Origin of the sequence: Rhodococcus tukisamuensis NBRC 100609, from assembly GCF_001894985.1 — a bacterium.
Lineage (GTDB): Bacteria > Actinomycetota > Actinomycetes > Mycobacteriales > Mycobacteriaceae > Rhodococcus_G > Rhodococcus_G tukisamuensis.
Window position 1 is genome coordinate 204748 of sequence record NZ_BCXG01000002.1, and the last position, 26517, is coordinate 231264.

Annotated in this window: 26 protein-coding genes; 8 read left to right on the forward strand and 18 right to left on the reverse strand. The window is 70.8% G+C overall.

Going from position 1 to position 26517, the window contains the following annotated elements; all coding sequences use genetic code 11:
* Window positions 1–57: 57 nt before the first annotated feature.
* From ygfZ to RT2_RS03040, 4 genes are all read left to right on the forward strand, one after another.
* Complete coding sequence (gene ygfZ, locus RT2_RS03025; protein WP_072843038.1) at window positions 58–1185, forward strand: CAF17-like 4Fe-4S cluster assembly/insertion protein YgfZ; 1128 nt, start codon at window positions 58–60, stop codon at window positions 1183–1185.
* The gene (locus RT2_RS03030) at window positions 1182–1862 is read left to right on the forward strand and encodes an MOSC domain-containing protein (protein WP_072843039.1); all 681 of its coding nucleotides are present in this window, start codon (window positions 1182–1184) and stop codon (window positions 1860–1862) included. The genes ygfZ and RT2_RS03030 overlap by 4 nt, the downstream gene beginning before the upstream one ends.
* Window positions 1859–2815, forward strand: coding sequence for an asparaginase (locus RT2_RS03035; RefSeq protein WP_072843040.1), 957 nt, complete (start codon window positions 1859–1861; stop codon window positions 2813–2815). The genes RT2_RS03030 and RT2_RS03035 overlap by 4 nt, the downstream gene beginning before the upstream one ends.
* A 137-nt stretch (window positions 2816–2952) precedes the next feature.
* Window positions 2953–3162 carry a DUF3073 domain-containing protein gene (locus RT2_RS03040; protein ID WP_072843041.1) on the forward strand — a complete coding sequence of 70 codons (210 nt, stop codon included), beginning with the start codon at window positions 2953–2955 and terminating at the stop codon, window positions 3160–3162.
* Window positions 3163–3316: 154 nt separating this feature from the next.
* Here RT2_RS03040 and purM read toward each other — a convergent pair whose 3' ends face one another.
* From purM to RT2_RS03085, 9 genes are all read right to left on the reverse strand, one after another.
* A complete protein-coding gene (gene purM / locus RT2_RS03045) occupies window positions 3317–4405 on the reverse strand; it encodes a phosphoribosylformylglycinamidine cyclo-ligase (RefSeq protein ID WP_072843042.1) in 1089 nt (362 codons plus the stop codon).
* A 124-nt stretch (window positions 4406–4529) separates the two neighbouring features.
* On the reverse strand, window positions 4530–6134 hold the full coding sequence (purF, locus tag RT2_RS03050) for an amidophosphoribosyltransferase (RefSeq protein ID WP_072843043.1): 1605 nt from the start codon (window positions 6132–6134) through the stop codon (window positions 4530–4532).
* 123 nt (window positions 6135–6257) lie between these two features.
* Window positions 6258–6662, reverse strand: coding sequence for a sterol carrier family protein (locus RT2_RS03055; RefSeq protein WP_072843044.1), 405 nt, complete (start codon window positions 6660–6662; stop codon window positions 6258–6260).
* Window positions 6659–7312: a CPBP family intramembrane glutamic endopeptidase gene (locus RT2_RS03060; protein ID WP_072843045.1), complete on the reverse strand. Its 654-nt coding sequence runs from the start codon at window positions 7310–7312 to the stop codon at window positions 6659–6661. The genes RT2_RS03055 and RT2_RS03060 overlap by 4 nt, the downstream gene beginning before the upstream one ends.
* Window positions 7313–7342: 30 nt before the next feature.
* Window positions 7343–9127, reverse strand: coding sequence for an alpha/beta hydrolase (locus RT2_RS03065; RefSeq protein WP_072843046.1), 1785 nt, complete (start codon window positions 9125–9127; stop codon window positions 7343–7345).
* A 3-nt stretch (window positions 9128–9130) separates the two neighbouring features.
* Window positions 9131–11410: a phosphoribosylformylglycinamidine synthase subunit PurL gene (gene purL / locus RT2_RS03070; RefSeq protein ID WP_072843047.1), complete on the reverse strand. Its 2280-nt coding sequence runs from the start codon at window positions 11408–11410 to the stop codon at window positions 9131–9133.
* Between the two features lie 163 nt (window positions 11411–11573).
* Complete coding sequence (locus tag RT2_RS03075; RefSeq protein ID WP_072843048.1) at window positions 11574–12881, reverse strand: glycoside hydrolase family 183 protein; 1308 nt, start codon at window positions 12879–12881, stop codon at window positions 11574–11576.
* A gap of 259 nt (window positions 12882–13140) precedes the next feature.
* Window positions 13141–14427 (reverse strand): M18 family aminopeptidase, encoded by a 1287-nt coding sequence (locus RT2_RS03080; protein WP_072843049.1) that lies wholly within the window; start codon window positions 14425–14427, stop codon window positions 13141–13143.
* A gap of 54 nt (window positions 14428–14481) precedes the next feature.
* Window positions 14482–14835 (reverse strand): VOC family protein, encoded by a 354-nt coding sequence (locus RT2_RS03085; RefSeq protein ID WP_072843050.1) that lies wholly within the window; start codon window positions 14833–14835, stop codon window positions 14482–14484.
* A 132-nt stretch (window positions 14836–14967) separates the two neighbouring features.
* Here RT2_RS03085 and RT2_RS03090 point away from each other — a divergent pair, with 132 nt between their 5' ends.
* A complete protein-coding gene (locus RT2_RS03090; RefSeq protein ID WP_072843051.1) occupies window positions 14968–15903 on the forward strand; it encodes a Dyp-type peroxidase in 936 nt (311 codons plus the stop codon).
* Between the two features lie 40 nt (window positions 15904–15943).
* Here the strand turns inward: RT2_RS03090 and RT2_RS03095 are convergent, their stop codons facing one another.
* From RT2_RS03095 to purS, 4 genes are all read right to left on the reverse strand, one after another.
* Complete coding sequence (locus tag RT2_RS03095; RefSeq protein WP_072843052.1) at window positions 15944–16423, reverse strand: carboxymuconolactone decarboxylase family protein; 480 nt, start codon at window positions 16421–16423, stop codon at window positions 15944–15946.
* Window positions 16420–17514, reverse strand: a complete 1095-nt coding sequence (locus tag RT2_RS03100) for an NAD(P)H-dependent amine dehydrogenase family protein (protein WP_072843053.1) — start codon at window positions 17512–17514, stop codon at window positions 16420–16422. Before RT2_RS03100 ends, RT2_RS03095 begins: the two co-directional genes overlap by 4 nt.
* Window positions 17515–17640: 126 nt before the next feature.
* Window positions 17641–18318, reverse strand: coding sequence for a phosphoribosylformylglycinamidine synthase subunit PurQ (purQ, locus tag RT2_RS03105; protein WP_072843054.1), 678 nt, complete (start codon window positions 18316–18318; stop codon window positions 17641–17643).
* Window positions 18315–18551 (reverse strand): phosphoribosylformylglycinamidine synthase subunit PurS, encoded by a 237-nt coding sequence (gene purS, locus RT2_RS03110; protein WP_072843055.1) that lies wholly within the window; start codon window positions 18549–18551, stop codon window positions 18315–18317. Before purS ends, purQ begins: the two co-directional genes overlap by 4 nt.
* Before the next feature lie 167 nt (window positions 18552–18718).
* Here purS and RT2_RS03115 point away from each other — a divergent pair, with 167 nt between their 5' ends.
* Window positions 18719–19366, forward strand: a complete 648-nt coding sequence (locus RT2_RS03115; protein WP_072843056.1) for an MBL fold metallo-hydrolase — start codon at window positions 18719–18721, stop codon at window positions 19364–19366.
* A gap of 2 nt (window positions 19367–19368) precedes the next feature.
* On the opposite strand, the gene RT2_RS03120 is transcribed toward RT2_RS03115, so the two are convergent.
* The 3 genes from RT2_RS03120 to RT2_RS03130 form a co-directional block, all read right to left on the reverse strand.
* Window positions 19369–20070 carry a DUF2334 domain-containing protein gene (locus RT2_RS03120; protein WP_072843057.1) on the reverse strand — a complete coding sequence of 234 codons (702 nt, stop codon included), beginning with the start codon at window positions 20068–20070 and terminating at the stop codon, window positions 19369–19371.
* Window positions 20071–20194: 124 nt separating this feature from the next.
* On the reverse strand, window positions 20195–20689 hold the full coding sequence (locus RT2_RS03125) for a glutathione peroxidase (RefSeq protein WP_072843058.1): 495 nt from the start codon (window positions 20687–20689) through the stop codon (window positions 20195–20197).
* Between the two features lie 49 nt (window positions 20690–20738).
* Window positions 20739–22154, reverse strand: coding sequence for a cation:dicarboxylate symporter family transporter (locus RT2_RS03130; protein ID WP_072843059.1), 1416 nt, complete (start codon window positions 22152–22154; stop codon window positions 20739–20741).
* A gap of 147 nt (window positions 22155–22301) precedes the next feature.
* Here RT2_RS03130 and RT2_RS03135 point away from each other — a divergent pair, with 147 nt between their 5' ends.
* Window positions 22302–23855, forward strand: a complete 1554-nt coding sequence (locus RT2_RS03135; protein ID WP_072843060.1) for an ATP-binding protein — start codon at window positions 22302–22304, stop codon at window positions 23853–23855.
* Window positions 23852–24541, forward strand: a complete 690-nt coding sequence (locus RT2_RS03140) for a response regulator (protein WP_072843061.1) — start codon at window positions 23852–23854, stop codon at window positions 24539–24541. Before RT2_RS03135 ends, RT2_RS03140 begins: the two co-directional genes overlap by 4 nt.
* A gap of 11 nt (window positions 24542–24552) precedes the next feature.
* Here the strand turns inward: RT2_RS03140 and RT2_RS03145 are convergent, their stop codons facing one another.
* Window positions 24553–25620 (reverse strand): NAD(P)H-dependent amine dehydrogenase family protein, encoded by a 1068-nt coding sequence (locus RT2_RS03145; RefSeq protein WP_072843062.1) that lies wholly within the window; start codon window positions 25618–25620, stop codon window positions 24553–24555.
* A 46-nt stretch (window positions 25621–25666) separates the two neighbouring features.
* On the reverse strand, window positions 25667–26449 hold the full coding sequence (locus RT2_RS03150) for an SDR family oxidoreductase (RefSeq protein WP_072843063.1): 783 nt from the start codon (window positions 26447–26449) through the stop codon (window positions 25667–25669).
* Between the last annotated feature and the right edge of the window lie 68 nt (window positions 26450–26517).

Sequence of the window (26517 nt, forward strand, 5' to 3'; positions counted from 1 at the left end):
CTATCGGCGCGCCCTTCGGCGCGGCACCGCTGTGCACCGCGCTCCTAGTATGGAGGTGTGTCCGAGTCACCGAGCATCACCACGAGTCCCCTGCTCACCCTCCCCGGCGCCGTGCCGGCCCCCGACGATTCCCTCGACGCGGGTGTCGCCTGGCACTACGGGGATCCGTTGCGCGAGCAGCGATCGGCCGAGACCACCGCCGCGATCGTCGACCGATCGAACCGGTACGTCCTCTCCATTGCCGGCGCCGAACGTCTCAGCTGGCTGCACACGATCTCCAGCCAGCACGTCGCGAACCTGCCCGACGGCGCGTCGGCGGAGAACCTCAGCCTCGACCTCAACGGTCGCATCGAACACCACTTCGTGCTCACCGATCTCGACGAGGTGACGTGGATCGACACCGAACCGAAGTACGGCCCCGACCTGCTCGGGTTCCTGCAGAAGATGGTGTTCTGGGCGAAGGCCGAGCCCAAGCCGGCACCCGACATGGCGGTGCTCACCCTGCTCGGCCCCGACATCCGACGGCCCCGGATCCTCGAGGCGCTCGGCGTCGGCGAGCTGCCCGGTGTCTACGGCGCCGTCGCCGTGGCCGGCGGCGGCTTCCTCCGCACCATGCCGTGGCCCGGCGAGCACGCCTGGGACCTCGTGGTCCCCCGCGACCGGCTCGGCCACTGGTGGGCGGCCCTGACCGGGGCCGGCGCCGCTCCCGCGGGCAGCTGGGCGTTCGAGGCGCTGCGGGTGGCCGCACTGCGCCCCCGGATCGGCCTCGACACCGACGAACGCACGATCCCGCACGAGGTCCGTTGGATCGGCGGAGTCACCGAGCACGGCGCGGTCCACCTCGACAAGGGCTGCTACCGCGGCCAGGAGACAGTGGCTCGGGTGCACAACCTGGGCAAGCCGCCGCGGCACCTGGTGCTGCTACACCTCGACGGCTCGGCGGACACCCTGCCGCAGCCGGGTGACGCCGTCACCGCGGACGGTCGCGCCGTGGGCACGGTCGGCACCGTCGTGGACCACCACGAGCTCGGCCCCATCGCGCTGGCCCTGGTCAAGCGGACCGTGCCGGCCGAGACCCCGCTCGTCGTCGGCGGCACCGCCGCGGCCATCGACGCGGACTCCGTCCCCAGCTACGACGCCGTCCAGGCGGGCCGTGCCGCCGTCGACCGGCTCCGCGGACGGTGACCGGGCTCGCACCGGCGGCGGGCCGCGTCGAAGCGGTCTGCGTGCTGTTCGCCGAGCGCGACAGCGGCACCCGGCGGGTGCCGCGCACCGCGATCGACAAGCGCCCTGTGGCCGGCCCGGTGGGCGTCCATGCGGCCGGGCTCGACGGCGACCGGGTGTGCGACACCGAGCACCACGGCGGCGCCTTCAAGGCGGTCTACGCCTACCAGGAGGACGAGGCCAGGCGGTGGGCGGCGGAACTGGGCCGCGACCTGCCCGCCGGCTGGTTCGGGGAGAACCTGCGCGTGAGCGGGCTCCCCACCAGCGACGCGGTCATCGGCGAGCGCTGGCGGCTCGGCGACCGCGACGACGCGCCGGAACTCGAGGTGACGGGCCCACGAACCCCGTGCGGCACCTTCGGCGTCTGGGCAGCGGAGCCCGGCTGGGTCAAACGGTTCGCCGAGCGCGCCGACACCGGCGCCTACCTTCGGGTGGTCCGCGGCGGACGGGTCGTGGCCGGCGACGCGATCGAACGCGTGCACGTCCCGGCGCACGGCGTCACGGTCCGCGACCTGTTCACCGGCCGCGACCCGGAACGGCTGGCGCTGTTGCTCGCGCAACAACCCGACCTGTCGCCTAGTGTCGAGGACAAGGCACGCCGACGGATCACCGGGCTGAAGGTGCAGGTGGAGTATTGAGCGTCGAACTTGTCGAGGTGGTCCGGTCCGGTCTCCGCGAGTGCGTGCACCGGGGTTCCGCAGTGCTGCTGGACCCGCACGGCGAGGTCCTGCTCGCCATCGGTGAGGTGCACACCCCGACCTACCCCCGTTCGTCCAGCAAGCCCATGCAGGCGGTCGGAATGCTGCGCAGCGGGTTCGTCCCCGCCGACAGCCGCGAACTGGCCCTGGCCACCGCCTCGCACCACGGTGAACCGGAGCACGTCGCGGTGGTCCACGGGCTGCTGCAGCGCACCGAAGTCGACGAGAACCGCTTGCAGTGCCCGCCGGACCTGCCGTCCGACGAGGTGGCCCGGGCCCGGGTGCTCGCCTCAGGTGGTCTGCGTCGACGAATCTTCATGAACTGCTCCGGCAAGCATGCGGCGATGCTCGCGGTGTGCGTGGCCCGCGGCTGGCCCCTCGACAGCTACCTCGACCCGGCCCATCCGCTGCAGCAGGCCGTGCTCGACACCGTCTCCGACCTGGCCGGCGAGATCGAGTCCGACCACGGCATCGACGGCTGTGGGCTGCCGACCATTCCGTTGGCGTTGACGGCCCTCGCCCACGCCTTCTCCCGCCTCGTCACCGCGCCGCCGGGGAGCCCGGAACGGGCGGTCGCGGACGCGATCCGCGACCATCCCTGGCTGATCTCGGGCACCGGCGCGGACGATGCGCAGCTGATGGCCGCGGTGCCGGGCCTGGTCTGCAAGGCCGGGGCCGACGGTGTGCACGCGGGCGCGCTGCCCGACGGCACCGCCTTCGCCCTCAAGATCGACGACGGCCACGAGCGGGCCCGGCTGCCCCTCGCCGCGGCGCTGCTGCACCGCCTCGGCGTCGAGTGGACCGAGGACCTCGCGGGGCTGGCGTCGCCGCCAGTCCTCGGCGGAGGCGTGCGAGTCGGCACCATTCGGGCTGTTCCGGGCGCGTTGAGATAATTCAGACACCCCGGACTGCCAGGGGAAGGAGCGGCAAATCCTTTCTCAGGCTAGAGTGTGGGTCAGGAAGAAACACACACTCAAACGGGGCCGCCAAATTCCCCAGGCCGCCCCGCGAAAGCGCGAGGGGGTTAGCCATGGGCCGCGGCCGGGCTAAGGCAAAGCAGACCAAGGTTGCGCGTGAGCTCAAGTACAGCTCGCCGTCCACGGACTTCTCTAGCCTTCAGCAAGAACTGTCGGGAAGCTCGTCCAGCTCGCATCGGACCGGGGTCGGCACCGACCAGCGGTCCGACTCGGATGGTCGTTCGCGCTGGGACGACGACGACTCCGACGACTGGCGCCGCTGACCAACGCAGCTGACAAGTGAGGGGAGCCCACAGGCTCCCCTCATTTCCGCATCTGCGGCAGCGCGCGCTCAGCGGCGCCCAATTTATCCCCGGATACGACAACGGTCCGGACACCCCGATGGGAATACGGGGTGTCCGGACCGTTTGTCGTTGCCTAGAAGCGCGGGTGGTCGCCCACCAGGTGCGCCTGGCCGGAGCCGTCCTGCTTGTCCGACGCCTTCGAGACGGTACCCATGGTCCAGCAGTCGATGTGCCGGGCGGTGAGCACGGCCAGCGCGCGGTCCACGTCCTCCGGCGCCACGATCGCGACCATGCCGACGCCCATGTTGAACGTCTGCTCCATCTCGGCGCGCTCGACGCGGCCGCGCTGGGCGATCATCGCGAACACCGGTGCCGGGCTCCAGCTGCCGCGGTCCAGCTCCGCGACCAGGCCCTTGGGCATGACCCGGGCCAGGTTGTTCGCCAGTCCGCCGCCGGTGACGTGGCAGAACGTGCGCACGTCGGTCTCGGCGGCCAGAGCCAGGCAGTCCTTGGCGTAGATCTTGGTCGGCTCGAGCAGTTCCTCGCCGAGCGTGCGGCCGAACTCCTCGACGTGGCCGGTCAGCGGCATCCGGTCGATCTCGAGCAGCACCTTGCGGGCCAGCGAGTAGCCGTTGGAGTGCAGGCCCGAGGAGCCCATGCCGATCACCACGTCGCCCGGACGGACCCGGTCGGGGCCGAGCACGGAATCCGCCTCGACGACACCGACGCCGGTGGCCGAGAGGTCGTAGTCACCGTCGGCCATCAGGCCGGGGTGCTCCGCGGTCTCGCCGCCGAGCAGCGCGCAGCCGGCGATGATGCAGCCGTCGGCGATGCCCTTGACCAGTTCCGCGACCCGCTCGGGCACGACCCGGCCGACCGCGATGTAGTCCTGCAGGAACAGCGGCTCGGCGCCGCACACCACGAGGTCGTCGACGACCATCGCCACCAGGTCCAGGCCCAGCGTGTCGTGCTTGTCCATCGCCTGCGCGACCGCGATCTTGGTCCCGACCCCGTCGGTGGAGGCCGCCAACAGCGGCTCCCGGTAACCGCCCTTGAGGGCGAACAGACCGGCGAAGCCGCCGAGGCCGCCGAGCACCTCCGGGCGACTGGCCTTCTTCGCGAGCGGCGCAAAAAGCTCGACGGCCCGGTCGCCGGCGGCGATGTCGACACCCGCCGCCGCGTAGGAGGCGCCGGTGGGGCGGGGGTTCTGGTCCTCGGTCATCGCGTTCTGACTCCAGCTGTGTTCTCGACAGTGCCGTCAGAGCACTGTGGTTGGTCCCAGGACGTGGACGACCCGGGTGGTGTGCGTGCCGGTACGACTCGCATTATGCGGTCTCGGCGCGGGGCTAGGGCCGACTCAGCGCACTCGCGTTGTCGTTGTCCGGCTTCGTCGGGGCGCCCGCGGTGACGTCGAGCATCCCCTCGAGCACGTTCTTGCCCATCGAGGTCTCCTTGGGCAACGCGATCGGGTAGTGACCGTCGAAGCACGCGGAGCACAGCCGGGAGGCCGGCTGTTCCGTCGCGGCGATCATGCCCTCGATCGAGACGTACCCGAGGGTGTCGGCGCCGATCGACCGGCGCACACCTTCGAGCATCTCGTCCATGCTGGTGGCGCTGCCGTCGGCCTCGCTCACGCCCGCACCGTTGGCGATCAGCTCCGCCGGGGAGGCGAAGTCGATGCCGTAGAAGCACGGCCACTTCACCGGCGGCGACGCGATCCGCACGTGGATCTCCAGCGCACCGGCCTCGCGGAGCATCCGGATCAGTGCCCGCTGGGTGTTGCCGCGGACGATGGAGTCGTCCACCACGATCAGCCGCTTGCCGCGGATGACCTCCTTGAGCGGGTTCAGCTTGAGCCGGATGCCGAGCTGACGAATCGTCTGCGACGGCTGGATGAAGGTACGGCCCACGTAGGCGTTCTTCATCAGACCCTGGCCGTACGGAATTCCCGAGCCCTGCGCGTAGCCGACCGCGGCGGGCGTACCCGACTCGGGGACCGGGATGACCAGGTCGCCGTCGATCGGGTGTTCCTTGGCCAGCCGACGGCCGATCTCGACTCGGGTCGAGTGCACCGATCGTCCGCCGATGACGCTGTCCGGACGGGCGAGGTAGACGTACTCGAAGACACAGCCCTTGGGCGTGGGGTTCGCGAAACGCGAGGAGCGGACGCCGTCGGCGTCGATCGCGAGCAGCTCGCCGGGCTCGATGTCGCGCACGAAGGACGCGCCGACGATGTCGAGGGCGGCGGTCTCGCTGGCGACCACCCAGCCACGGTCGAGCCGACCGAGGCAGAGCGGGCGGACACCGTGCGGGTCACGCGCCGCGTACAGGGTGTGCTCGTCCATGAAGGTCAGGCAGAACGCGCCACGCAGGGTGGGCAGCAGTTCCATCGCGGCCTGCTCGACGGTCCGGTCCGCGGCCGCGTGCGCGAGCAGCGCGCCGACGATGTCGGAGTCCGAGGTGGCGCCGCCGGGACGCTTGTCGTTGACCAGTCCGGCCTCGCGGGCCCGGGCAGCGAGCTCGGCCGTGTTGACCAGGTTGCCGTTGTGACCGAGAGCGATGCCAGTGCCCGCCGCGGTGGTCCGGAAGATCGGCTGCGCGTTCTCCCACGTGGTCGAGCCGGTGGTGGAGTACCGACAGTGCCCGACGGCGACATGGCCCGACATCGCACCGAGCGTCTGCTCGTCGAACACCTGACTGACCAGGCCGAGGTCCTTGAACACCAGCACCTGCGCGCCGTCGGCGACGGCGATGCCGGCCGCCTCCTGGCCGCGGTGCTGCAGTGCATACAGCCCGTAGTAAGTGAGCTTCGCCACATCCTCGCCGGGAGCCCAGACGCCGAAGACGCCACACTCCTCGCGGGGTGGTTGCTCGTCCTGATCGGACATGCCCGGTGGGGGCACGGCGGCGAGGAGATTCGGACTGTTGACCGACAATTCGGCTGGAGTCACCGGGGTTGCTCCCTAGGGGATGGGTGTGGGGGGCAAGTTCAGTCTACGGCCCTCGCAGGGGTGCTCCTACCACCGGTATCTCTACAGTGCCGGGCTGTAGCGTCGGTCACAGGCGAGCGTCGGTCACAGGCGCAGCAGTGGGAGCCAGTGTGCGATCTCCCCCGCTCGGGTGCCCGACGCGGTGAGCGCGCCCGCGGCCGCGGCCGCCTCGAAGGTCAGCCCCCCGGTGACCAGCTTCAGCCAGGTGCGCGGGTCGGTCTCCACGACATTGGGCGGCGTGCCGCGGGTGTGCCGCGGGCCCGCGATGCACTGGACCGCGACGAACGGCGGGACGCGGACCTCCACCGACGAACCCGGCGCGACGTTCTCCAGGGTCCGGGCGCTGAGGCGAACCGCGGCGGCCAGCTCGGCGCGGGCGGGGGCGGCAGCCGCTGAGGCGTCGTCCGTGTCGGGGGCGCCGACCCAGTCCCGGACGGTCAGCAGTGCGTCCCGCAGCTGCGCGGGGTCGATCTTGCGGCGTGCGGTCACCGCGCCAACCTACCGGCAGCCCAACGGGCGGCCAGCGCGCCGCCGACGTTCACCGACAGGTGCAGCAACATGGGCGCCAGTACGCCGCCGTCGCGTCGGAGCCGGTCGAAGAGCAGGCCGGACGCGGCGGTGACGGCGACGGTCGCGGCAACCGGATCACCCGCCACCCGTGCCGGCCGCACGTGCCAGAGCCCGAACGCGAGCGCTCCGACCGCTCCCCCGGCGCGCGGCCAGGCCCGCCGCACCTGCGCGTGCAGCACGGAACGGAACAGCAGTTCCTCGGCGAGCACCGTGCCGAACGGGATCTGCACGCCCACCCAGCGGGCGAACTCGGCCCGCCCGCGGATCGGGGGCTCACCGATGCGCGGCGCCAGCAGCGGTGCCGTCAACGACGGGACGGCCAGCGCCGCCGCGTACGCCAGGGCAGGCACCGCGGCGACCGCGGCGGCGCGCGGCAACCCGCGCCGCAGCTCGAGCCCGAGCTCGGCCACGCTCGCTCCGGATCCCAGCGCCAGGCCGGTGAACCCGACCGCCAGGGCCGTGTTCGCGGCCGCGCGACCGTCCGGCCCCAGACGCAGCGCGGGCAGCAGCCAGTTGCTCCAACCGACCAGGGCGAGCGCGCACCCGGCCGCGCGGGCGGGCACGTTCACCGAGTCCGGCCTGTCACTCGTCGGGACCGGTCACTTCTCCGGGCCCTGGGTGCCCACGACGGATTCCAGCACGCCCCGCACCCGGTCGGTGTCGGCCTGCGTCCAGCCGTCGGGCGCGGCGATCGCCAGCCAGCCGTCGAGCACGGTCGTGCCGTAGTTGTGCCCGTGCCCGTCCGGAACCCCCGCGGCATTGGCCAGGTCCGCCGACACCTGCCAGAACGTCACCACCGGGAACCACCGCATCTGCGGGAGCCGGTCGTATCCGGGCGGCTCCGAGAGCCAGTCCGGTCGCTGGAACAGCAGGTCCGGCGACCACCACACCACGGGGTCGGACGGGTGCTGGATGTAGAGCACCCGCGGGTGGAGCCACGGCGACGGTGGCTGCGAGATGTCGGCGGCGCTGTCGGCGAACCGGACCACCAGGCCGTCGGCGTACACCGGGGCCACCTCCGGGGTGCCGGGGTCTCGGCGGGTGACCAGCTGGTGCCACAGCACGTTGGCATTGGGCGGACCGACCCACAACACCCCGTCGACGGTTTCGCGGATGGCCCCGAGGCTGTCGAACGCACCCTCGCCGGACTGCGTGCCGAGGCTCTCGCCGTACACGTACAGCTTGGGCCGGGTCTCCGGCGGCTTGGTCAGCCAGCGTTCGTGCACCTTGTCCACCAACGCCTTCCCCGCGTCGGCGGCCTTCTGCCGGTCCGCGATGAAGGAGATCCAGCTGGGCAGGTACGAGTACTGGGCCGCGACCAGGGCGGTGTCCCCGTTGTGCACCAGCTCGATGGCCTCGGCGGCGGTCGGGTTCACCCAGCCGGTGCCGGTGGTGGGAATGACCACCAGGACGTTGCGGTCGAAGGCTCCGGTCCGTTCCAGCTCGTCGACCACCACGTCCATCCGCGCCTCGGTGGTCGCGGCGGTCTCGAGGCCGGCGTAGACCCGGATCGGCTCCATGGCCGGGGCGCCGTTGGCGGCGGACAGCTGCGCGGCGTCCAACCCGCGGGAGACGAAGTTGCGCCCCTCGAAGCCGAGGGTGTCCCAGGGCGCCAACGACTCCGGGCTGCCCGACCGCTCCGGGTTGAGGGGCTCGGTGACGCCGTCGCGGGTGCTGTTGTTCTGCAGGCTGAACGCGGAGTTGGCGATGGAGTACAGCCCGTTCAGCAGCACGCCGGTGACCAGGGTGTAGGCCAGGAACGCCACCAGCACGACGCCGAGCGGGAACGCGGCCTGCCGCGGCACCTTCAGCCAGCGGTTGAGATAGCGGGCCACCAGCCGGACCAGGTCGCGCAGCACCCGCCACAGCGAGATCGCCGCGGCGGCCACGAGCAGGCTCAGCCCGCCGGTGCGGATGTAACCGGAGGTCGTGGTGCCCTCGGCGTCCATCAGTGCCGCCAGCTCCCGTTGCCAGCCCGCGGAGTACACCAGCATCACCACGGCCGCGACGATCGAGCCGGCGACGACCACGATCTCGAGCACCTGCACGACCCGGGGCGGCAGCGGCCACCAGGACCGCCCCGCCAGCAGATAGCGGTACACCGCCCAGCCGACGGCGGCGCCCACCCCGTAGCCGATCGCGGCGTTGATTCCACCGATCAGACCCTGGAAGAGCCAGTCGCGTGGCAGCAGCGACGGGGTCAGCGACCAGCAGAAGAACAGTGCCGCGAACGCGATGCCGGTGAAGTCGAGGCGGAGCAGTCCCCATGCCCAGACCACGAACGGGTGGCGGGCGACGAGCTCGTCGGTACGTGACCAGACCCCGGGCTGCGCAGCGTCAGGCTGCGCGGTCCCGGGGTCCTGGGTCTCGTCGACGTCGGTCAATAGCTACCCGAACAGCGCCGGCAGGGTGCCCTCGTGCGCCGCGCGCAGCTCCTCGAGGGTGACGGAGAACTGGCCCTGCACCTCGACGGAGTCGGAGCCCTCGTCGACGACGCCGATCCGCACCCACGGCAGGCCGCGGGCGGTGCACATGCCGGTGAAGCGGGTCTCCTCGGTGCGCGGCACCGCGACCAGCACCCGGCCGGCGGACTCGGAGAACAGCGTCACGAACGGGTCCGCACCCTCGGGCAGCAGGATCCGGCAGCCGGTCTCGCCGGCCAGCGCCGCCTCGACGACGGCCTGCGCGAGGCCACCCTCGGACAGGTCGTGCGCGGCGGAGACGAGTCCGTCGCGGGAGCTGGCCAGCAGGATGTCCGCGAGCAGCTGCTCACGGGCCAGGTCGACCTTCGGCGGCACGCCGCCGAGATGGTCGTGTTCGACCTGGGCCCAGATCGAGCCGTCCAGCTCGTCGTGGGTCTCGCCGAGCAGGATCAGCGTCTCGCCGGGCTCGAGGCCCAGACCGGTCGGGATGCGACGCTGCACGTCGTCGATGACGCCGAGCACAGCCACCACCGGGGTCGGCAGGATCGCCGTGGAACCGGTCTGGTTGTAGAAGCTGACGTTGCCGCCGGTGACCGGGATGCCGAGGGTGGCGCAGCCGTCCGCCAGGCCGCGCACGGCCTGCTGGAACTGCCACATCACGCCCGGATCCTCCGGGGAACCGAAGTTGAGGCAGTTGCTCACGGCCTGCGGGGTGGCACCGGTGACCGCGACGTTGCGGAACGCCTCGGCCAGGGCCAGCTGGGCGCCGGCGTACGGGTCCAGCGCCGTGTAACGGCCGGAGGCGTCGGTGGCCAGGGCGATGCCACGGCCGGTCTTCTCGTCGACCCGGATCACGCCGGCGTCGGCCTGCTCGGCGAGCACCGTGTTGCCGCGGACGTACCGGTCGTACTGCTCGGTGATCCACTTGCGGCTGCACAGCTGCGGCGAGGAGATCATCTTGAGCAGGGTGGCCTGCAGCTCGGCCGCGGTCTCCGGGCGCTCGAGCCCGGCAGTGGTGTTCGCGATCAACGCGTCCTGCGCCTCGGGGCGCTGCACGGGGCGCTCGTAGACCGGGCCCTCGTGCGCGACGGTGCGCGGCGGCACGTCGACGACGGTCTCGCCGTGCCAGTCGATGACCAGCCGGTCGCCGTCGGTGACCTCACCGATGACGGTGGCGAGCACGTCCCACTTGCGGCAGACCTCCATGAACGCGTCCACGTTCTCGGGGGTCACCACGGCGCACATGCGCTCCTGCGACTCGCTGGAGAGCACCTCCGCCGCGGTCATGCCGGTGGCGCGCATCGGCACCGCGTCCAGGTTGATGTGCATGCCGCCGTCGCCGGCCGCGGCCAGCTCCGAGGTCGCGCAGGACAGCCCGGCGCCGCCGAGGTCCTGGATGCCGACCACGAGTCCGGCGGCGTACAGGTCGAGGCAGCACTCGATGAGCACCTTCTCGGTGAACGGGTCGCCGACCTGCACGGCGGGCAGCTTCTTGGGACGGCCGCCCGACGACTCGTCGAAGGTCTCCGATGCCAGCACCGAGACGCCGCCGATGCCGTCGAGGCCGGTGCGGGCGCCGAACAGGATGATCTTGTTGCCGGCGCCGGACGCGAATGCCAGGTGCAGGTCCTCGACCCGCATCACGCCGGCGCACAGCGCGTTGACCAGCGGGTTGCCCGCGTAGGACGCGTCGAAGACCGTCTCGCCGCCGACGTTGGGCAGGCCGAGGGAGTTGCCGTAGCCGCCGACGCCGCGGACGACGCCGTCGACGACGCGCCTGGTGTCGGGAGCGTCCGCCGCGCCGAAGCGCAGCTGGTCCATGACCGCGATCGGGCGGGCGCCCATGGCCATGATGTCGCGGACGATGCCGCCGACGCCGGTGGCCGCACCCTGGTAGGGCTCGATGTAGGACGGGTGGTTGTGCGACTCGACCTTGAAGGTGACCGCCCAGCCGTCGCCGATGTCGACGACGCCGGCGTTCTCGCCGATGCCTGCCAGCATGGAGGAGCGCATCTCGTCGGTGGTGGTCTCACCGAAGTACTTCAGGTGCACCTTGGAGGACTTGTAGGAGCAGTGCTCGCTCCACATCACCGAGTACATCGCGAGCTCGGCGTCCGTGGGGCGACGACCGAGGATTTCCCGAATGCGGGTGTACTCGTCGTCCTTGAGGCCCAGTTCCCGGTGGGGCTGGGCGACATCCGGGGTCGCTGCGGCGTTGGTGACGGTATCGACCTGCGAAGACACTGGAAGTGGGGTCCCTTCCCTGAAGGAGTCAGATCGGCAGACCGGCGGGGCGCTGCCTGGGCAAAGTCTAGCCGGGCGCACCGACGTCCGACGCACTGGCAGAGCCGACCACGACCCGCCCCTCGGCCGGGGGCGGGCCGCGCGCGTCAGCTCGGCCGGTCCGTCACTTGTCCGCGGGTGTTTCCGCGGGGGTCTCCTCGGGCACACCCGCGGGGTACTCCGTCCCGATCCGCTGCGCCTCACCGGTGGTCGCCGGGTCCGGCCGGTCGACCTGGTCGGTGGCGGCCATCTGCAGGCCCTGGAGGTCGGTGCGCATGTAGATGACGTTGTACCGGTCCCAGGTGGTGACCACGGACTCGAGGTACCGCCCGCTGGCCCACGGGTGCATGAATCCGCCGTACACCGAGGGCAACAGCAAGCCGCTGATGATGGTCTGGGTGCCGCTCCAGGGGCCCTGCGGGTTGTCGGCCTGCCGGATGACCAGACCGTCCAGGTCGGTGTACATGGCGACGTACTTGCCCAGGTAGTCGTTCCACTGCACCGACAGCTCGCTGACCGGCGCGGGCATCACGGCCTTGGCCGCCTCGGCGTCGGCCGTCCAGCCGGTGCCGTCCCAGTACTCGTAGGCGGTCAGGTTGCGAAGCTGGTCGCCGTGCACCCGGGCCAGCAGGGCATCGCCGAATCGGCCCGACGGCGTCCCGTACTCGTAGATGTAGCCGTCGCCGCGGCCCGTCAGGAACGCGCTCTGCTGCCAGTTCTTGTTGCCCGGCGCGATGGCCGGGATGTCCTCGATGCCGATCCCCTCGGTGTTGGCCCGCACGGTGGCCGGGTCCAGCGACCAGTTCTCACCGTTGTCGGTGGAGTAGGCGATCGCCGAGTAGTTGGTGGTCCAGTTGCCCGGGGTGTCCCAGGACCGCACCGACATGAAGCGGATGTACTGGACTCCGTTGTAGGCCACCGCACCGGTCGGAATGGTCGTGAACTCGCCGGGAATCGCGAAGCCGGGGATGATCTCCTTCGAGTGGTTCGGTGCGTCCAGGGGCGAGCTGTCGATCCGCATGCCGTCGGCCAGGTTCGTGTCGGCGCTGCGGAAGAGCACGTTGCTGCGCCAGTCGTCGCCCTCGGAGCCGCACTTGCCGACCGTGTCGCCGAACGCGACCAGCGTGTCGTGGTCCGCGCCGGCCAGGCCGTTGTCCCACATGATGCCGAGATCCGTGCCGGAGACGTTGAACCTGTTGATGGTGTCGTTGGGGCTGCCGGGGCCGGTCACCATCTCGATCGCCTTGGTACGGCCGGTCAGCTGCGGCAGCGCGCCGTCCGGCGAACCGGTGATCCACGGCAGTGCCTTGCCCAGCGAACCCGTGGCACTGCCGGAGCTGCTCCCACCCTGCCCGCAGGGCCCACCATTGGCCGCGGCGGCCGGCGGGGCCATCACCACCGACAGCGACACGGTGACCGCCGCGGCGGACATCGCCGCAGGCCATGTACGTCTCTTCGAGTGCACTGGCAATCCCCTTCAGCCGAGCGGACGGCGGGGCCCGGCCGCGTCGACCGGATCCCGCCGCTTCGTCTGCGACAGCACACCACGGGCTAATCGCGGGCGCGCGGCAACCAAGGCCCCGGCGACCGGACCGTTGCGAACTGTTTGGGAAATCGTTATGCGGCGCTTGAATTCTGCACAGTCGTCGTTTCAGCCGACAGCGTCGACCGTGCCGGGCCGGGTACGCATGTCACTCGACCGGCGTCAGGAAGGCCGCGAGCGCGTCCGCGTAGTACGCGACGTCGGCGGCGCCCATCAGCTCCCGAGCCGAGTGCATCGCCAGTTGCGGGGCACCGACATCCACGGTGGACAGGCCCGTACGCGAGGCCGTGATGGGCCCGATCGTCGAGCCGCACGGCAGGTCCGCACGGTGCACGTACCGCTGCAACGGCACCCCCGCCTGGTCGCAGGCCAGCGCGAACGCACCCGCGCCGGCAGCGTCGGTGGCGTACCGCAGGTTCTGGTTCACCTTGAGCACCGGTCCCCCGTTGACCTCGATGCGGTGCGCCGGCTCGTGCCGGTCCGGGTAGTTCGGGTGGGTGGCGTGGGCCATGTCGCCGGACGCGCACACCGAGCCGGCCAGCGCCCGCAGGAAGTCTTCCCGGCCGCCGCCGCGGGCCAGCACGATCCGCTCGAGGACCGAGTTCAGCAGGTCTGAGAAGGCGCCACGATCGGACATGCTGCCGACCTCCTCGTGGTCGAACAGCGCCAGCACGGGGATGGCCTCGCCCGGCTCCTCGACCGCCGCAAGCAATGCCCTGGTTCCCGCGTAGCAGGTGCCCTGGTTGTCCAGTCGCGGCGCGCTGACCAACTCGTCGTGCAGCCCGACCACCGCGCTCGGCGCGAGGTCGTGGGTCATCAGCTCCCAGCCGAGCACCGCGTCCTCGGCGACCCCCGCCTGCCCGGCCAGGTAGCCGAGGAACGAGGTCGGCGAGTTGCCGACACCCCAGATCGCGTTGACATGCCGCTGCGGGTCGAGCTGAACGCCCTTACGTTCCTCGGACAGGTGGATCGCCAGCTGCGGCACCCGCAGGATCGGCCGGTCCACCCGGATCAGCTTCTGCTGCAGCGTGTTTCCCACCCGCACACTGATCCGACCGGAGATCCCGAGGTCGCGGTCGAGCCACGAGTTCAGCCAGGCGCCGCCGTACGGTTCCAGGCCCACCAACTGCCATCCGGCGGACCGCAGGTCGGGGTGCTGCTTGACCCGCAGGTTCGGGCTGTCGGTGTGGCCGCCGACGATCCGGAACGGCGACTCGCCGTGGCCGGACTCCTCGGTGCTCCACGCCACCAACGAGCCGCCCCGCACCAGGTAGTACCGGCCGGGCGCGGTCGGCCAGCCGTCCGTTTCGCGCAACTCGACGAAGCCGGCCTCCGTCAGCTCGGCCGCGACCGTCTCGCACACGTGGAACGGGGACGGGGAGGCGTCGACGAAGGCACAGAGTCCGGAGGCGGTGGCGTCGGTCATCGTGGGCATGCCCACGATCCTAGGACCGCCGACACCGCCCCGGGCCCGGCGATCGGTGTTCGCTCAGTGCTCGCCGCCGGCGACACAGAAGCGGTTGCCGTCCGGATCGGTCAGCGTCACCCAGCGGAAGCCGTCCATGTCGTGCCGCTCGTACTCGGTGGCGCCGGCCGCGGTCAGCCGCGCGACCTCCGCGTCCAGGTCCGGCGCGGACAGGTCCAGGTGCACCCGGTTCTTGCCGGGCGTCGGGTCCTCCACCTTCTGGAAGGCCAGCTTGTACGGCGCGCCCGGCACCCCGACCAGGAAGAACCAGCCCTCGTTCTCCTGCTCGATCCGGCCGCCGACCTGCTCCGCCCACCAGGTGGCGAGCGGTCCGGGGTCGGCGCTGTCGACTGTGATCATGCCCAGGGTCAATGTCATGTCGGCACGCTACCGCCGGGCACCGACATCCCGCGGCCGAGGCGGCGTCGGTGGCCCCAACTAGGGTGAACCGGACATCGGCGGACAACCGCCGATGTCGATGTACCGCCCCATGATTGGAGTTTCGAGAAGATGCCCGAGTCCCAGACGGTGGCGACGCCGCTGACCCCCGCGGCACTGTTCCTGGTCGTGACGATCGACGTGGGCGGCGAGGCCACCGCCCGCGGGTTGCTCGCCGCCACCGCGGGCCTGCGCCGCGCGACCGGGCTGCGGATGCCCGGCTCGGGCCTGGAACTGGTCACCGGCGTCGGTTCGTCGGCGTGGGACCGGCTGTTCGGCGGACCTCGGCCCGCCGACCTGCACGAGTTCACCGAGCTGCGGGGCGAGACCCACCGCGCGCCGTCCACCCCGGGCGACCTGCTCTTCCACATTCGCGCGATGAGCACGGACGCGTGCTTCGAACTGGCCCACCAGATCACCAAGCGGCTGGCGGGCGCGGCCACCGTCGTCGAGGAGGTGCACGGTTTCCAGTACTTCGAGAACCGGGACCTGATCGGGTTCGTCGACGGCACCGAGAACCCGGTGGGCGCCCAGGCCGTCGCCGCCGTCACGGTCGGCGACGAGGACCCCGGGTTCGCGGGCGGGTCCTACGTGCACGTGCAGCGGTACGTGCACGACATGACGTCATGGGAGGCGCTGGAAGTCCCCGAGCAGGAGCGGGTCATCGGGCGCAGCAAGCCCGACGACGTCGAGATGACAGCCGACGTCAAGCCCGCCAACTCGCACGTCGCGCTGAACGCGATCAAGGACGAGGAAGGCCGGTCACTCGAGATCCTGCGCGCCAACATGCCGTACGGCCAGGCCGGCGGCGAGATGGGCACCTACTTCATCGGGTACTGCCGCACGCCCGCGATCACCGAGCGGATGCTCGAGAACATGTTCCTCGGCAGCCCGCGCGGCAACCACGACCGGCTGCTGGACTTCTCGACCGCCGTCACCGGTTCGCTGTTCTTCGCACCGAGCGCGGACTTCCTCGACGCGCTGCCCGCCGCCCCGGCCGCCGTCTGACGCGCGGCGGGGCGGCCCTCAGTTCTCGGGAGTACGCAGCTCAGTTCCCGGGGAGTACGCAGACGGTGTCGAGGCCGAGGACGTGGTTGAGCCTGCCGAAGGCCAGCCAGGCGCCGATGCTCATGCTCAGTTCCACGATCTCGGTCTGGCTGTAGTGCGCGCCCATCCGCTCCCAGAACTCGTCGTCGAGGCCGTGGTGGTCGAGGGCGTAACGGTCGGCGTACTCGGCGGCCAGCCGGGTGCGGTCGTCGAAGACATCGGTGGTGCGCCACTGCTCGACGGCCTCGTCGAAGCCGGCCTCGACCTTCTGGCCGTCACGTTCGGTCCGCCAGTCCTGGCAGAAGATGCACCCGTTGATCTGTGCGATCCGCAGCCGCGCCGCCTCGAAGGCACGCAGGTCGATGGTCGAGTGCTCGTAGACCGACAGGGAGAACTTCGAGGCCGCGATCCCGATGCCGGGGACCATCTCGCCCCACACGTAGCCGATCGGATCCTTGCCCTCTGGAATGTCGATGTTCATGCGCGTCCTTTCGAGTTCACTGTCTTGACGAGTTTGCCGACGGCAGGGCGCAACGGGACGTCGAGCGCGTCGTAGAGTCCGGGTTCGGCGTCCACCAGCCAGTCGATGGCGCTCACCAGTCGACCGACCGCCGTGGCGTTTCCGCCGGCGGACCGGCTGCCGTCCTCGTCGGTGCACTCGACGGACACCTCGATGCGCGGGCGGCCCTCGATGATCACCCGGTGGGCGCCGTCGCCGTCCGGCGGCATCGGCCAGTCGGTGGCACAGGTCGGATGGATGCGGGTGACGTGCTCGACGACGATCCGGGGCTCGCCGTCGACGATGCCCTGTACCTCGAACCGCACCGCGCCCTGGGTGCCGGCCTCGAAGTCGCCCATCGTGGTGGTGGTGACGGTCTCGTCGAGCGCGCGCCGGTCCAGGGTCTCGCGGATCTCGTCGAGTTCGACACCCAGCGCCCGCGCCATCATCCGGATCTGTCCGCCCCACACCATCGTCGGGATCGTCGGCGCGATCATCGGCGGCAGGTAGTCCATCGGCTGGCCCATGCCGACCAGGTAGCGCACCGAGTCCGGCTGGTCGTAGGTGGAGTAGTCGAAGATCTCCTGGCAGCGGATCACGTCGACGGTGCTGCCGAGCCCGCTGAGCAGCAGCGGCAGCACGTCGTTGCCCCAGCCGGGGTCGACGCCGGACGCGAACAGCGAGCCGCCGCCCTCCGCGATCGCGGCGAGCACCGGATCCCGCAGCTCGGGCGGGGCGTTGGTCGGGTCGTAGAGCGGGTACAGCGCGGGACTGACGACGACGGCGCCGGCGCGGATCGCGCGGCAGATGTCGGCCAGCGCGTCGTCGGGCCGGATGTCGCCGGACGCCGCGTACACCACGGCCGCGGGGCCGGCGGCCAGCACCGCGTCGATGTCGTCGGTCGCGGCGACCCCCAGGTTGCAGCCGAGCCCGGACAGGTCGCCGGCGTCGCGGCCGACCTTGTCGGGGTTGTTCACGAGCACGTTCGTGAGCTCGAGCAGCGGGTGCGCCTCGACGGCGCGGATGGCCGCGCGTCCGACATTTCCGGTACCCCAGACAACCGTTGAGATCATGGGCGGGAGGCTACCGAGTTGGAATACGTTCTCGTGGCCGTTCCGGCCACGAAGACCCCTGCGAGGCAAAGAAAAAGGACGGACCGGGGGTGACCGGTCCGTCCTTCTTGTCTTGCGCTGCTGGACTCAGGCGGTGAGCACCGCGTCCAGAGCCGAGTAGAACAGGCCGAGGCCGTCGTCACTGGGACCGGTGAGGGCCTCGGTGGCGTGCTCGGGGTGCGGCATCAGTCCGACCACGCGACCGTTCTCGGAGGCGATGCCGGCGATGCCACGCTTGGAGCCGTTCGGGTTGTCGCCCGCGTAGCGGAAGACCACGCGGCCCTCACCCTCGAGCTCGTCGAGGACCCGCTCGGACGCCTGGTAGCGGCCCTCACCGGACTTGAGCGGCACCAGGATCTCGGCGCCGGACTCGTACCGCGAGGACCAGGCTGTCGAGGTGGACTCCACCTTGAGCCACTGGTCGCGGCAGATGAAGTGCAGTCCCTCGTTGCGGGTGAGCGCGCCGGGGAGCAGGCCCGCCTCGCACAGCACCTGGAAGCCGTTGCAGATGCCCAGGACGGGCATGCCGCCCTGCGCGGCCTTGACGACCTCGCCCATCACCGGGGCGAACCGGGCGATGGCGCCGCAGCGCAGGTAGTCGCCGTAGGAGAAGCCGCCGGGCACGATCACCGCGTCGACACCCTTGAGGTCGGCGTCGCCGTGCCAGAGGTTGACGGCCTCGCCACCGGCGAGGTTGACCGCGCGCACCGCGTCGACGTCGTCGAGGGTGCCGGGGAAGGTGATGACTCCGATGCGGGTGCTCACTGGACTCGGGTGACCTTCCAGTCCTCGATCACCGTGTTCGCCAGCAGCGACTCGGCGATCTCCGAAAGCTCGGCGTCGGTGACGCTGTCGTCGACCTCGAGTTCGAAACGCTTGCCCTGTCGCACGTCGGCGACGCCGGCGTGCCCGAGGCGGCCGAGAGCGCCGACAATGGCCTGGCCTTGCGGATCGAGAATCTCGGTCTTGGGCATGACATCGACAACGACACGGGCCACGTGCTGCTCCTCGCTAGGTGCTCCGGTACCGCCCGGCACAGACCACCGGGCAACAGGCAGTTTACCGGTCCGCCCCGCCGCTCTCTGCACCGACTGAGCTGTCCGTTCGTTCGGTCGCGACAATCGGTGTGATGCGCGCACATTCGCCGCCGCGCATACTCGTCTGCATGCGACTGACCCACTTCGGACACTCCTGCGTGCTCGTCGAGCTGGGCGGCGCGACCGTCCTGTTCGACCCCGGCAGCTTCTCGCACGGCTTCGAGGGCATCACCGGCCTGGACGCCATCCTGATCACCCACCAGCACCCCGACCACGTCGACGTGAACCGGCTGCCCGCCCTGCTCGAGGCGAACCCCGGTGCGGCGCTGTACTCGGACCCGCAGACCGCGGCGCAGCTCGGCGGGTCCTGGACCGGCGTGCACGCGGGCGACACCTTCAACGTCCGCGACGTGCTGGTGACCGGGGCTGGCGGGCGGCACGCGGTGATCCACCCTGACCTCCCGGTGATCGACAACACCGCGTTCCTGCTGGGCAGCGCGGACCGGCCGGCCCAGCTGATGCACCCCGGCGACTCGCTGTTCGTGCCCGAGCAGCCGGTCGACGTGCTCGCCGTCCCGGCGGTCGCGCCGTGGATGAAGATCTCCGAGACCGTCGACTACCTGCGGGCCGTCGCGCCGCGGGTGGCCGTGCCGATCCACCAGGGCATCATCAACGACCCGGGGACCCGCATCTACTACGGTCGGCTCACCGAGATGGCACCCGACGGCACCGAGTTCCGGGTGCTCCCGGCGGAGGACGCCACCGAGGTCGCCTGAACTCAGGCCACCCGGATACCCGGCCCGCCCTCCCAGCGGTAGGCGGCCGGGCGGGCCTCGTGGTGCAGCGCGAGGTCGACGGCGTCGAGGACGGCCTGCCGTGGGCCGGGCGAGGCCAGTTGCCTCGCGGAGATCGCCAGCCGCACCAGGGCACCGCGTCGGGCGGTCCGGCCGGCCCCGAGCACCAGGGCCCGGCACCACCATGGCTCCGCCCGGAACCCCTCGCCGATGCCGAACACCCGACCGCGCTCCACCGTGCCGCGGCCGAGGTCGTGCACGGCTGTCAGGCCGGCCAGCAGGCGGAAACCGGTGGGCACCAACGCGGACACCGCGCCGGGCGAGGCGATCCACCGCGGCGGCGCGAACGCCCGGGTCCGCAGGCCGGTCTGTTCCATCACCCGGTCCGCTGCCGTCAGCCGTAGCGTCGCCTCGTGCTCACGCAGCGCGGCGAACTCGGCGCGGCGCTTCTTGGTGGCGGCCTGGTCGTAGCCGTGCAGCACGATGGCGTCGCCGTGCTCCTGCCGCTCCCGCAGCCACTGCTGGGTCGGCTCGTCCTTGGCCAGCCGGTACTTGTCCTTGAGCCGCGGCGCGACGAGCAGCGACAGCGACACCCCGCGACTGTCCATCTCCGACGCGAACCCGGCCACCAGTTCGGTGGTCTCGACGCGGATTCCGGATACCGACACGATCAGTTGCCCGGTCATGCCCTCAGCATGAACCCCGAAGGTTAACGGACGCTGAAACCCGCCGAAACGATCGAACGGGAGTTCCGGGTCGGATCCGACCTCGAACCCGACCCTGAACTCCCGTTCGGCCTGTGGCCAGCGACTAGCGCGGCAGGACGGCCTCGATGGCCGCGACGACCTCCGGCGCGTCCGGCTCGGTGCGCGGACGGAACCGGTTCACCACGGTGCCGTCGGGCGCGATCAGGAACTTCTCGAAGTTCCACTGGATGTCGCCTGCCGCGCCGTCCGCGTCGGCCGCCGTGGTCAGCTCCGCGTACAGCGGGTGCCGACCCTCCCCGTTGACCTCGATCTTCTCCAGCAGCGGGAAGGTGACGCCGTAGGTGGCCGAGCAGAACTCGGCGATCTCGTCGGCGGTGCCCGGCTCCTGGCCCATGAACTGGTTGCACGGCACGCCGACGACGGTGAGGCCGCGGTCCGCGTACTCGGTGGCCAGCTTCTCCAGCGCTGTGTACTGCGGGGTCAGGCCGCACTTGGAGGCGACGTTCACCACGAGGACCGCGCGGCCGTCGTAGTCGCCGAGCGAGGTGGGTACGCCGCCGAGCGTGTTGATACCGATGTTCTGTACGGGAGTTGTCATGGGCACCAACGTAGCCACGGCGATCCCCCGGCGCAGCACCGAGCCGGAGTCAGCTGTGGACGAGCGGTCGCGCGGGCTCGGCGACCCGTGCCGGCGCCTGATCCCGGTCCCGATCCCGGCCCTGATCCTCGGACCGGTCCTCGTCGAGCATGGTGGCCTCGTCGAAGGGCAGCTCGCCGGCCAGCACCGCGTTGACCCGGTCCCGGTCGACGGTCTTGGTCCAGGCGCCGATCAGCAGCGTCGCGACGGCATTGCCGGAGAAGTTCGTGACCGCGCGGGCCTCGGACATGAACCGGTCGATGCCGACGATCACGCCGACGCCGTCGAGCAGATCGGGGCGGTGGCTCTGCAGGCCGCCCGCCAGGGTGGCCAGCCCGGCTCCGGTGACGCCGGCCGCGCCCTTGGAGGCGATGATCATGAACACCAGCAGCGAGAGCTGCTCGGTCAGCGAGAGCGGCTGCCCCATCGCGTCGGCGATGAAGATCGACGCCATGGTCAGGTAGATCGCGGTGCCGTCGAGGTTGAACGAGTATCCGGTCGGGACGACGACGCCGACGGTGCTGCGCTCGACGCCGACGTGCTCCATCTTCGCGATCAGGCGCGGCAGCGCCGACTCGGACGACGAGGTCGCGAAGATCAGCAGGTACTCGCGGGCCAGGTACTTCACCAGCTTGAAGATCGAGAATCCGGTGGCCAGGCGCAGCAGGCTGCCGAGCACGCCGAAGACGAAGATCAGGCAGGTCAGGTAGAAACCGATCATCAGGGTGCCCAGCTGCACGACCGCGCCGAGGCCGGTCTGCCCGACCACGTTGGCCATCGCGCCGAAGGCGCCGATCGGCGCGAGCCACAGGATCATCGACAGGATCTTGAAGACCAGCTTCTGGAGGTGTCCGACGCCCTTGAGGATCGGCTCGCCCTGCTTGCCCAGGGCCTGCACGCCGAAGCCGACCAGCAGCGCCACGAACAGCGTCTGCAGGACACTGCCGGCGGTCAGCGCCGACAGCAGCGACGTCGGGATGATCGAGGCGATGAAGTCCATCGTCCCGCCGGCGCCGTGCGCCTGGTCGGCCAGTGCCGCACCCTGACCGGCGGTCGCCGCGGAGATGTCGAGGCCGCTGCCCGGTTCCAGCAGGTTGCCGACGACCAGACCGATGCCGAGAGCCACGGTCGACATGCCGATGAAGTAGGCCAACGCGAGCCCGCCGACCCGGCCGACCTTGGCCGCGGCCTTCACCGACCCGATGCCCAGCACGATGGTGCAGAAGATGACGGGGCTGATCATCATCTTGATCAGCGAGACGAACAGCGTCCCGAGCACGCCGAAGGACTTGCCGACGTCCGGCGCCAGCCAGCCGACGAGGATGCCGCCGATCACGGCGATCACGACACCGATGTACAGCCAGTGGGTGCGGTCACGCTTGCTGACCGTCGCCTCTGGGGCCTGGTCCTGGATGGTCGCACTCATCGGTGTTCCTCTGATCGAATGGCAACGAAGTGACGGCACTCACGTCGAGTCACGGAGAATTCTGCGGGCGCGCCCGAAACCGATGAAGATTGTGTTCATTACGTTCACGAGAGGAGCGCGGTGGCCCGCCGATCGCCCCGACGGCCGATGAGCCTCGCCCGCCAACTCCTGCTGCTGCAGGTCGCGGTGCTGGCGCTGGTCATCGCCGCGGGCACGGCGCTGGGCATCGTCGACCAGCTCCGCGACAGCGACGACGCCAACCGGCGCGAGGTGACGGCGGTCGCCGAGACCCTGGCATTGTCGGACTCGACCGCCGCCGCACTGCGCTCCCCCGACCCGACCGCGCTGCTGCAGCCGGAGACCGAACGCATCCGGCAGGCCACCGGCGTCGACTTCATCGTGGTGATGGCGCCCGACCGCACCCGGTACACCCACACCAACCCGGCCCTGATCGGGCAGCCCTTCGGCGGGAACATCGACCGCGCCCTCACCGGCGAGACGTTCACCGAGACCTACGCCGGCTCGCTGGGCCCGTCCGTCCGGGCCGTGACGCCGGTCTACGACGACGGCACCCTGGTCGGGTTGGTCGCGGTCGGCATCACCCGTGCCCGGGTGGGCGCGGAGGTCGCGGCCAGCCTGCCCCTGCTCTTCACGCTCGCCGGTGCGGGCCTGGTCGCGTCGACCCTCGGCGCCCTGCTGCTCAGCCGACGGCTGCGCCGCCAGACGCTGGGACTGGCCCCGGACGAGCTGCGCCGGCTCTACGAGCACCACGACGCCGTGCTGCACTCCATCGGCGAGGGTCTGGTCGTGTTCGGCCGCGACGAGGAGGTGGCGGAACTGGTCAACGACGAGGCCCGACGACTGCTCGAGCTGCCCGACGGTCCGGTGCGGCTGGCGTCGCTGCCGGCGTCGTTGCGCCGCCTCGACCTCTCCGACGCCACCGATGCGGGCGACGAGGTGCACCTGACCATGAACCGGGTGCTCGTGGTAAACCGGCATCCGGTCAACTGGGAGGGCCGCCGGATCGGCACGGTGCTGACCATCCGGGACCACACCGAACTCCAGGACGTGCTCGGTGAGCTCGACTCGGTGCGCGGGTTCGCCGAGACCCTGCGATCGCAGGCCCACGAGTCGGCGAACCGGCTGCACACGATCGTCACCATGGTCGAGCTCGGCCGCTACGACGAGGCCGTCGCCTTCGCCACCGACGAGCTGCGGCTCTCCCAGCAGCTCATCGACCGGCTGATGGCCACGGTCGAGGAGCCGGCCCTGGCGGCGCTGCTGCTGGGCAAGGTCGGAGAGGCGGCCGAGCGGGGCGTGACGCTGACCGTCACCGAGGACACCGCGCTCGGTCCGGTGCCGACGCTGCGGGCCCGGGAGCTGGTGACGCTGGTCGGCAACCTCGTCGACAACGCCGTCGACGCCGCCCGCGACACCGACGACCCGTGGGTGGAAGTCTCGGTCCGGCAAGAGGACTCGATGCTGGTGATCCGGGTCGCCGACAGCGGACCCGGCCTGTCCCCGGACTCGTTGGCGAACGCGACCACCCGCGGGTACTCGACCAAGTCGGGTTCCCGGGGACTGGGGCTGGCGTTGGTCTCCCAGGTGGTCGGCCGCCACCGCGGCGTCCTGCGTGCCGAGCCGTCGCTGGGTTCGATGCTCGTCGTCGAGATCCCGCTGCCGCCAGGGGGCGGGTCGTGATCCGGGTCCTGATCGTCGAGGACGAGCCGCTGATCGCGCAGGCGCACCGCTCGTATGTCGAACGGGTGCCGGGGTTCTCGGTGCACGGCGTGGTGCACACCGGCAATGCCGCCGTGCGCGCCGTGGTCGCGGCGGGCGACACCGACGACCCGGTGGACCTCGTCCTGCTCGACTTCGGTCTGCCCGACGCCGGCGGCCTCGACGTCGCCGCCGCGCTGTCCGGCCTGCGCCCGCGACCGGACGTCATCGCGGTCACCTCCGCGCGCGACCTCGAGGTGGTGCGCACCGCAGTCGCCCGGGGCATCGCCGTGTACCTGCTCAAGCCGTTCACCTTCGCCGCATTCCGCGACAAGCTCGAGCGGTACCTCGAATTCCGCAACGCCCTGCCCGCAGGCCGGTCCGCCGCCGGACAGCACGAGATCGACCGGGCCATGGCCGCATTGCGCGGCTCCAGCGAACGCCCCGTGACCCCGAAAGGCGTTGCGCGGCAGACCCTCGACCACGTCGCCTCCTGCGTCCGCGACGCCGACCGGGCGCTGACCGCCGCCGAGGTCGCGGCCGCAGTCGGGGTGTCCCGGGTGACCGCGTGGCGCTACCTGGAGCGGATGGCCGAGGACGGGCTGGTCGACCGGCGCACCGAGTACGGGCGCGCCGGCCGGCCCCAGGTGCGGTACGCCTGGCGCTGAGCGTCGTCCGTCTACGACCGGATGGTGCCCCGGCCCGGGATCACCGGCAGGTCGAGCGCGGACAGCAGTCCGGGCTTGGCGTCGCCGAGGTACGGGATCGCGTTGATCGCGCGCATCCCGGTGGCCAGGCACCCGCCGGTGATCGGGTTGTCGTCGAGTTCACCGCGGAAGACGGTCTCCTGGGTGATGTTCGGGCTGCCCTTGATGATCACCCGGTACACGTCGTTCTCCACCGAGGTGGCCCGCGGCCAGTGCGTGGCCGCGTCGTTGGTGATCCGGTTGACGTGCTCGATGACGATCTTCGCCTCGTCGCCCACCCAGCCGCGGATCTCGAATCGCACCGCGGCGCACTGGCCGGGTTCGATGACGCCGAACTTGTACTCGATCGGCTCGGTGGCCGCCCACTTCTCGTAGACGGTGTCGATCCGGTCCAGCTTCACCCCCACCGCATCGGCGATCATCGGAATGGTGTGACCCCACGCGAAGATCAGCACCTCCGGGATCTCGAGCACCGCCGCCTGCTCGATCGGCGCGCCGATTCCCATGGTCGGGCCGTAGTCACCCTCGTAGGTGGCGTAGTCCAGCAGTTCCTGCACCCGCACGCTGTCCACCCGCCCGCACACGCCCATCAGGGTCATCGGGAACAGGTCGTTGGCGAACCCGGGGTCGATCCCGGTGGTGAAGCAGGACTTTCCGCTCTCCTCGCAGGCCTGCTCGAGCGCGACCTTCATCTCCGGCGGGCACGGCTCGGGGTAGACCAGCGGCGTCATCGAGGTGGACACCACGTGCTTGCCGGACCGCAGGGCGGCGGTCATGTTGTCGATGTTCTGCACCGCGTACTCGGCGGTCGGGCCGTAGTACGCGACCGCGTCGGCGTCCAGCCGAAGGACCGCCTCCCAGTCCGTGGTGGCGGCGAGCCCGGCCGGCTCGGCGCCGATCAGGGTGCCGACGTCGACGCCGTCCTTCTCCGGGTCGTGCACGATGACGCCCACGAGCTCGAACTCCGGGTGGTCGAGGAGCTCACGGATGACGAGCTTGCCGACGACGCCGGTGCCCCAGACGATGACCTTGTGCTTCATGCCTACTGCCTTTCAAGAATTGTTGTGCGTCAACAGGTTCCGAACTTCAGCGGAAGTACTCGCCCGCGTTCACGAATAGCGTCTGGCCGGTGAGCATCCGGGCCCGGTCGGAGGCGAAGAAGACCACCGAGTTGGCCACGTCGTCGTCGGCGGGAATCTCGCCGAGCGGCATGTTCTTGGTGATCTCGCCGATCACGGTCTCCTCGGGGACGTCGCGCTGCTTGGCGGACAGCGCGACGTACAGCTCGATCGGCGGGCCCCACATCCACGTCGGGACGACGGTGTTCACCCGGATCTTGTGCGGTCCGAGCTCCTTTGCCAGTGACCACATCGCCGCGTGCAACGCTCCCTTCGACGTGGCGTATGCGGACTGCGGCAGCTGCGGGTGGAACATCGCCTGCGAGCCGATCAGCACCACAGACCCGCCCCGCTTCTTCAGCTCCGGCAGCGCGGCCTGCGTCAGGGTGAGCGTGCCGATCACGTTGGCGTCGAGCATCGCCTTCCAGGCGTCGAGGTCGGCTCCCTCGAGCCCACCGAAGACGTCCTCCTTCGCGGCAACGTTCACCAGGGCGTCCACCGACCCGAAGCGGTCGGCAGCCGTGCCGATCAGCCCCGCGCAGGCCTGTTTGTCGAGGATGTCGGTGACCGCGTACGCGACCCGCTCCCCGGTGGGGTCGATCTCATCGGCCACCGACTTCAGGTTCGCCTCGGTCCGCGCGCCGAGCACGACGTTCGCGCCGTCCCGGTACGCGGCCAGCGCGATCTCCCGCCCGAGTCCGTTGCCGACCCCCGAGACAACGACCGTCTTGCCATCCAACAGCTCCGCCATGTCCAGCTTCCTCCGGTGTGATGCAGATCATTACGTAACGTCGAGTTACGAATTTTTGCAACGTAACA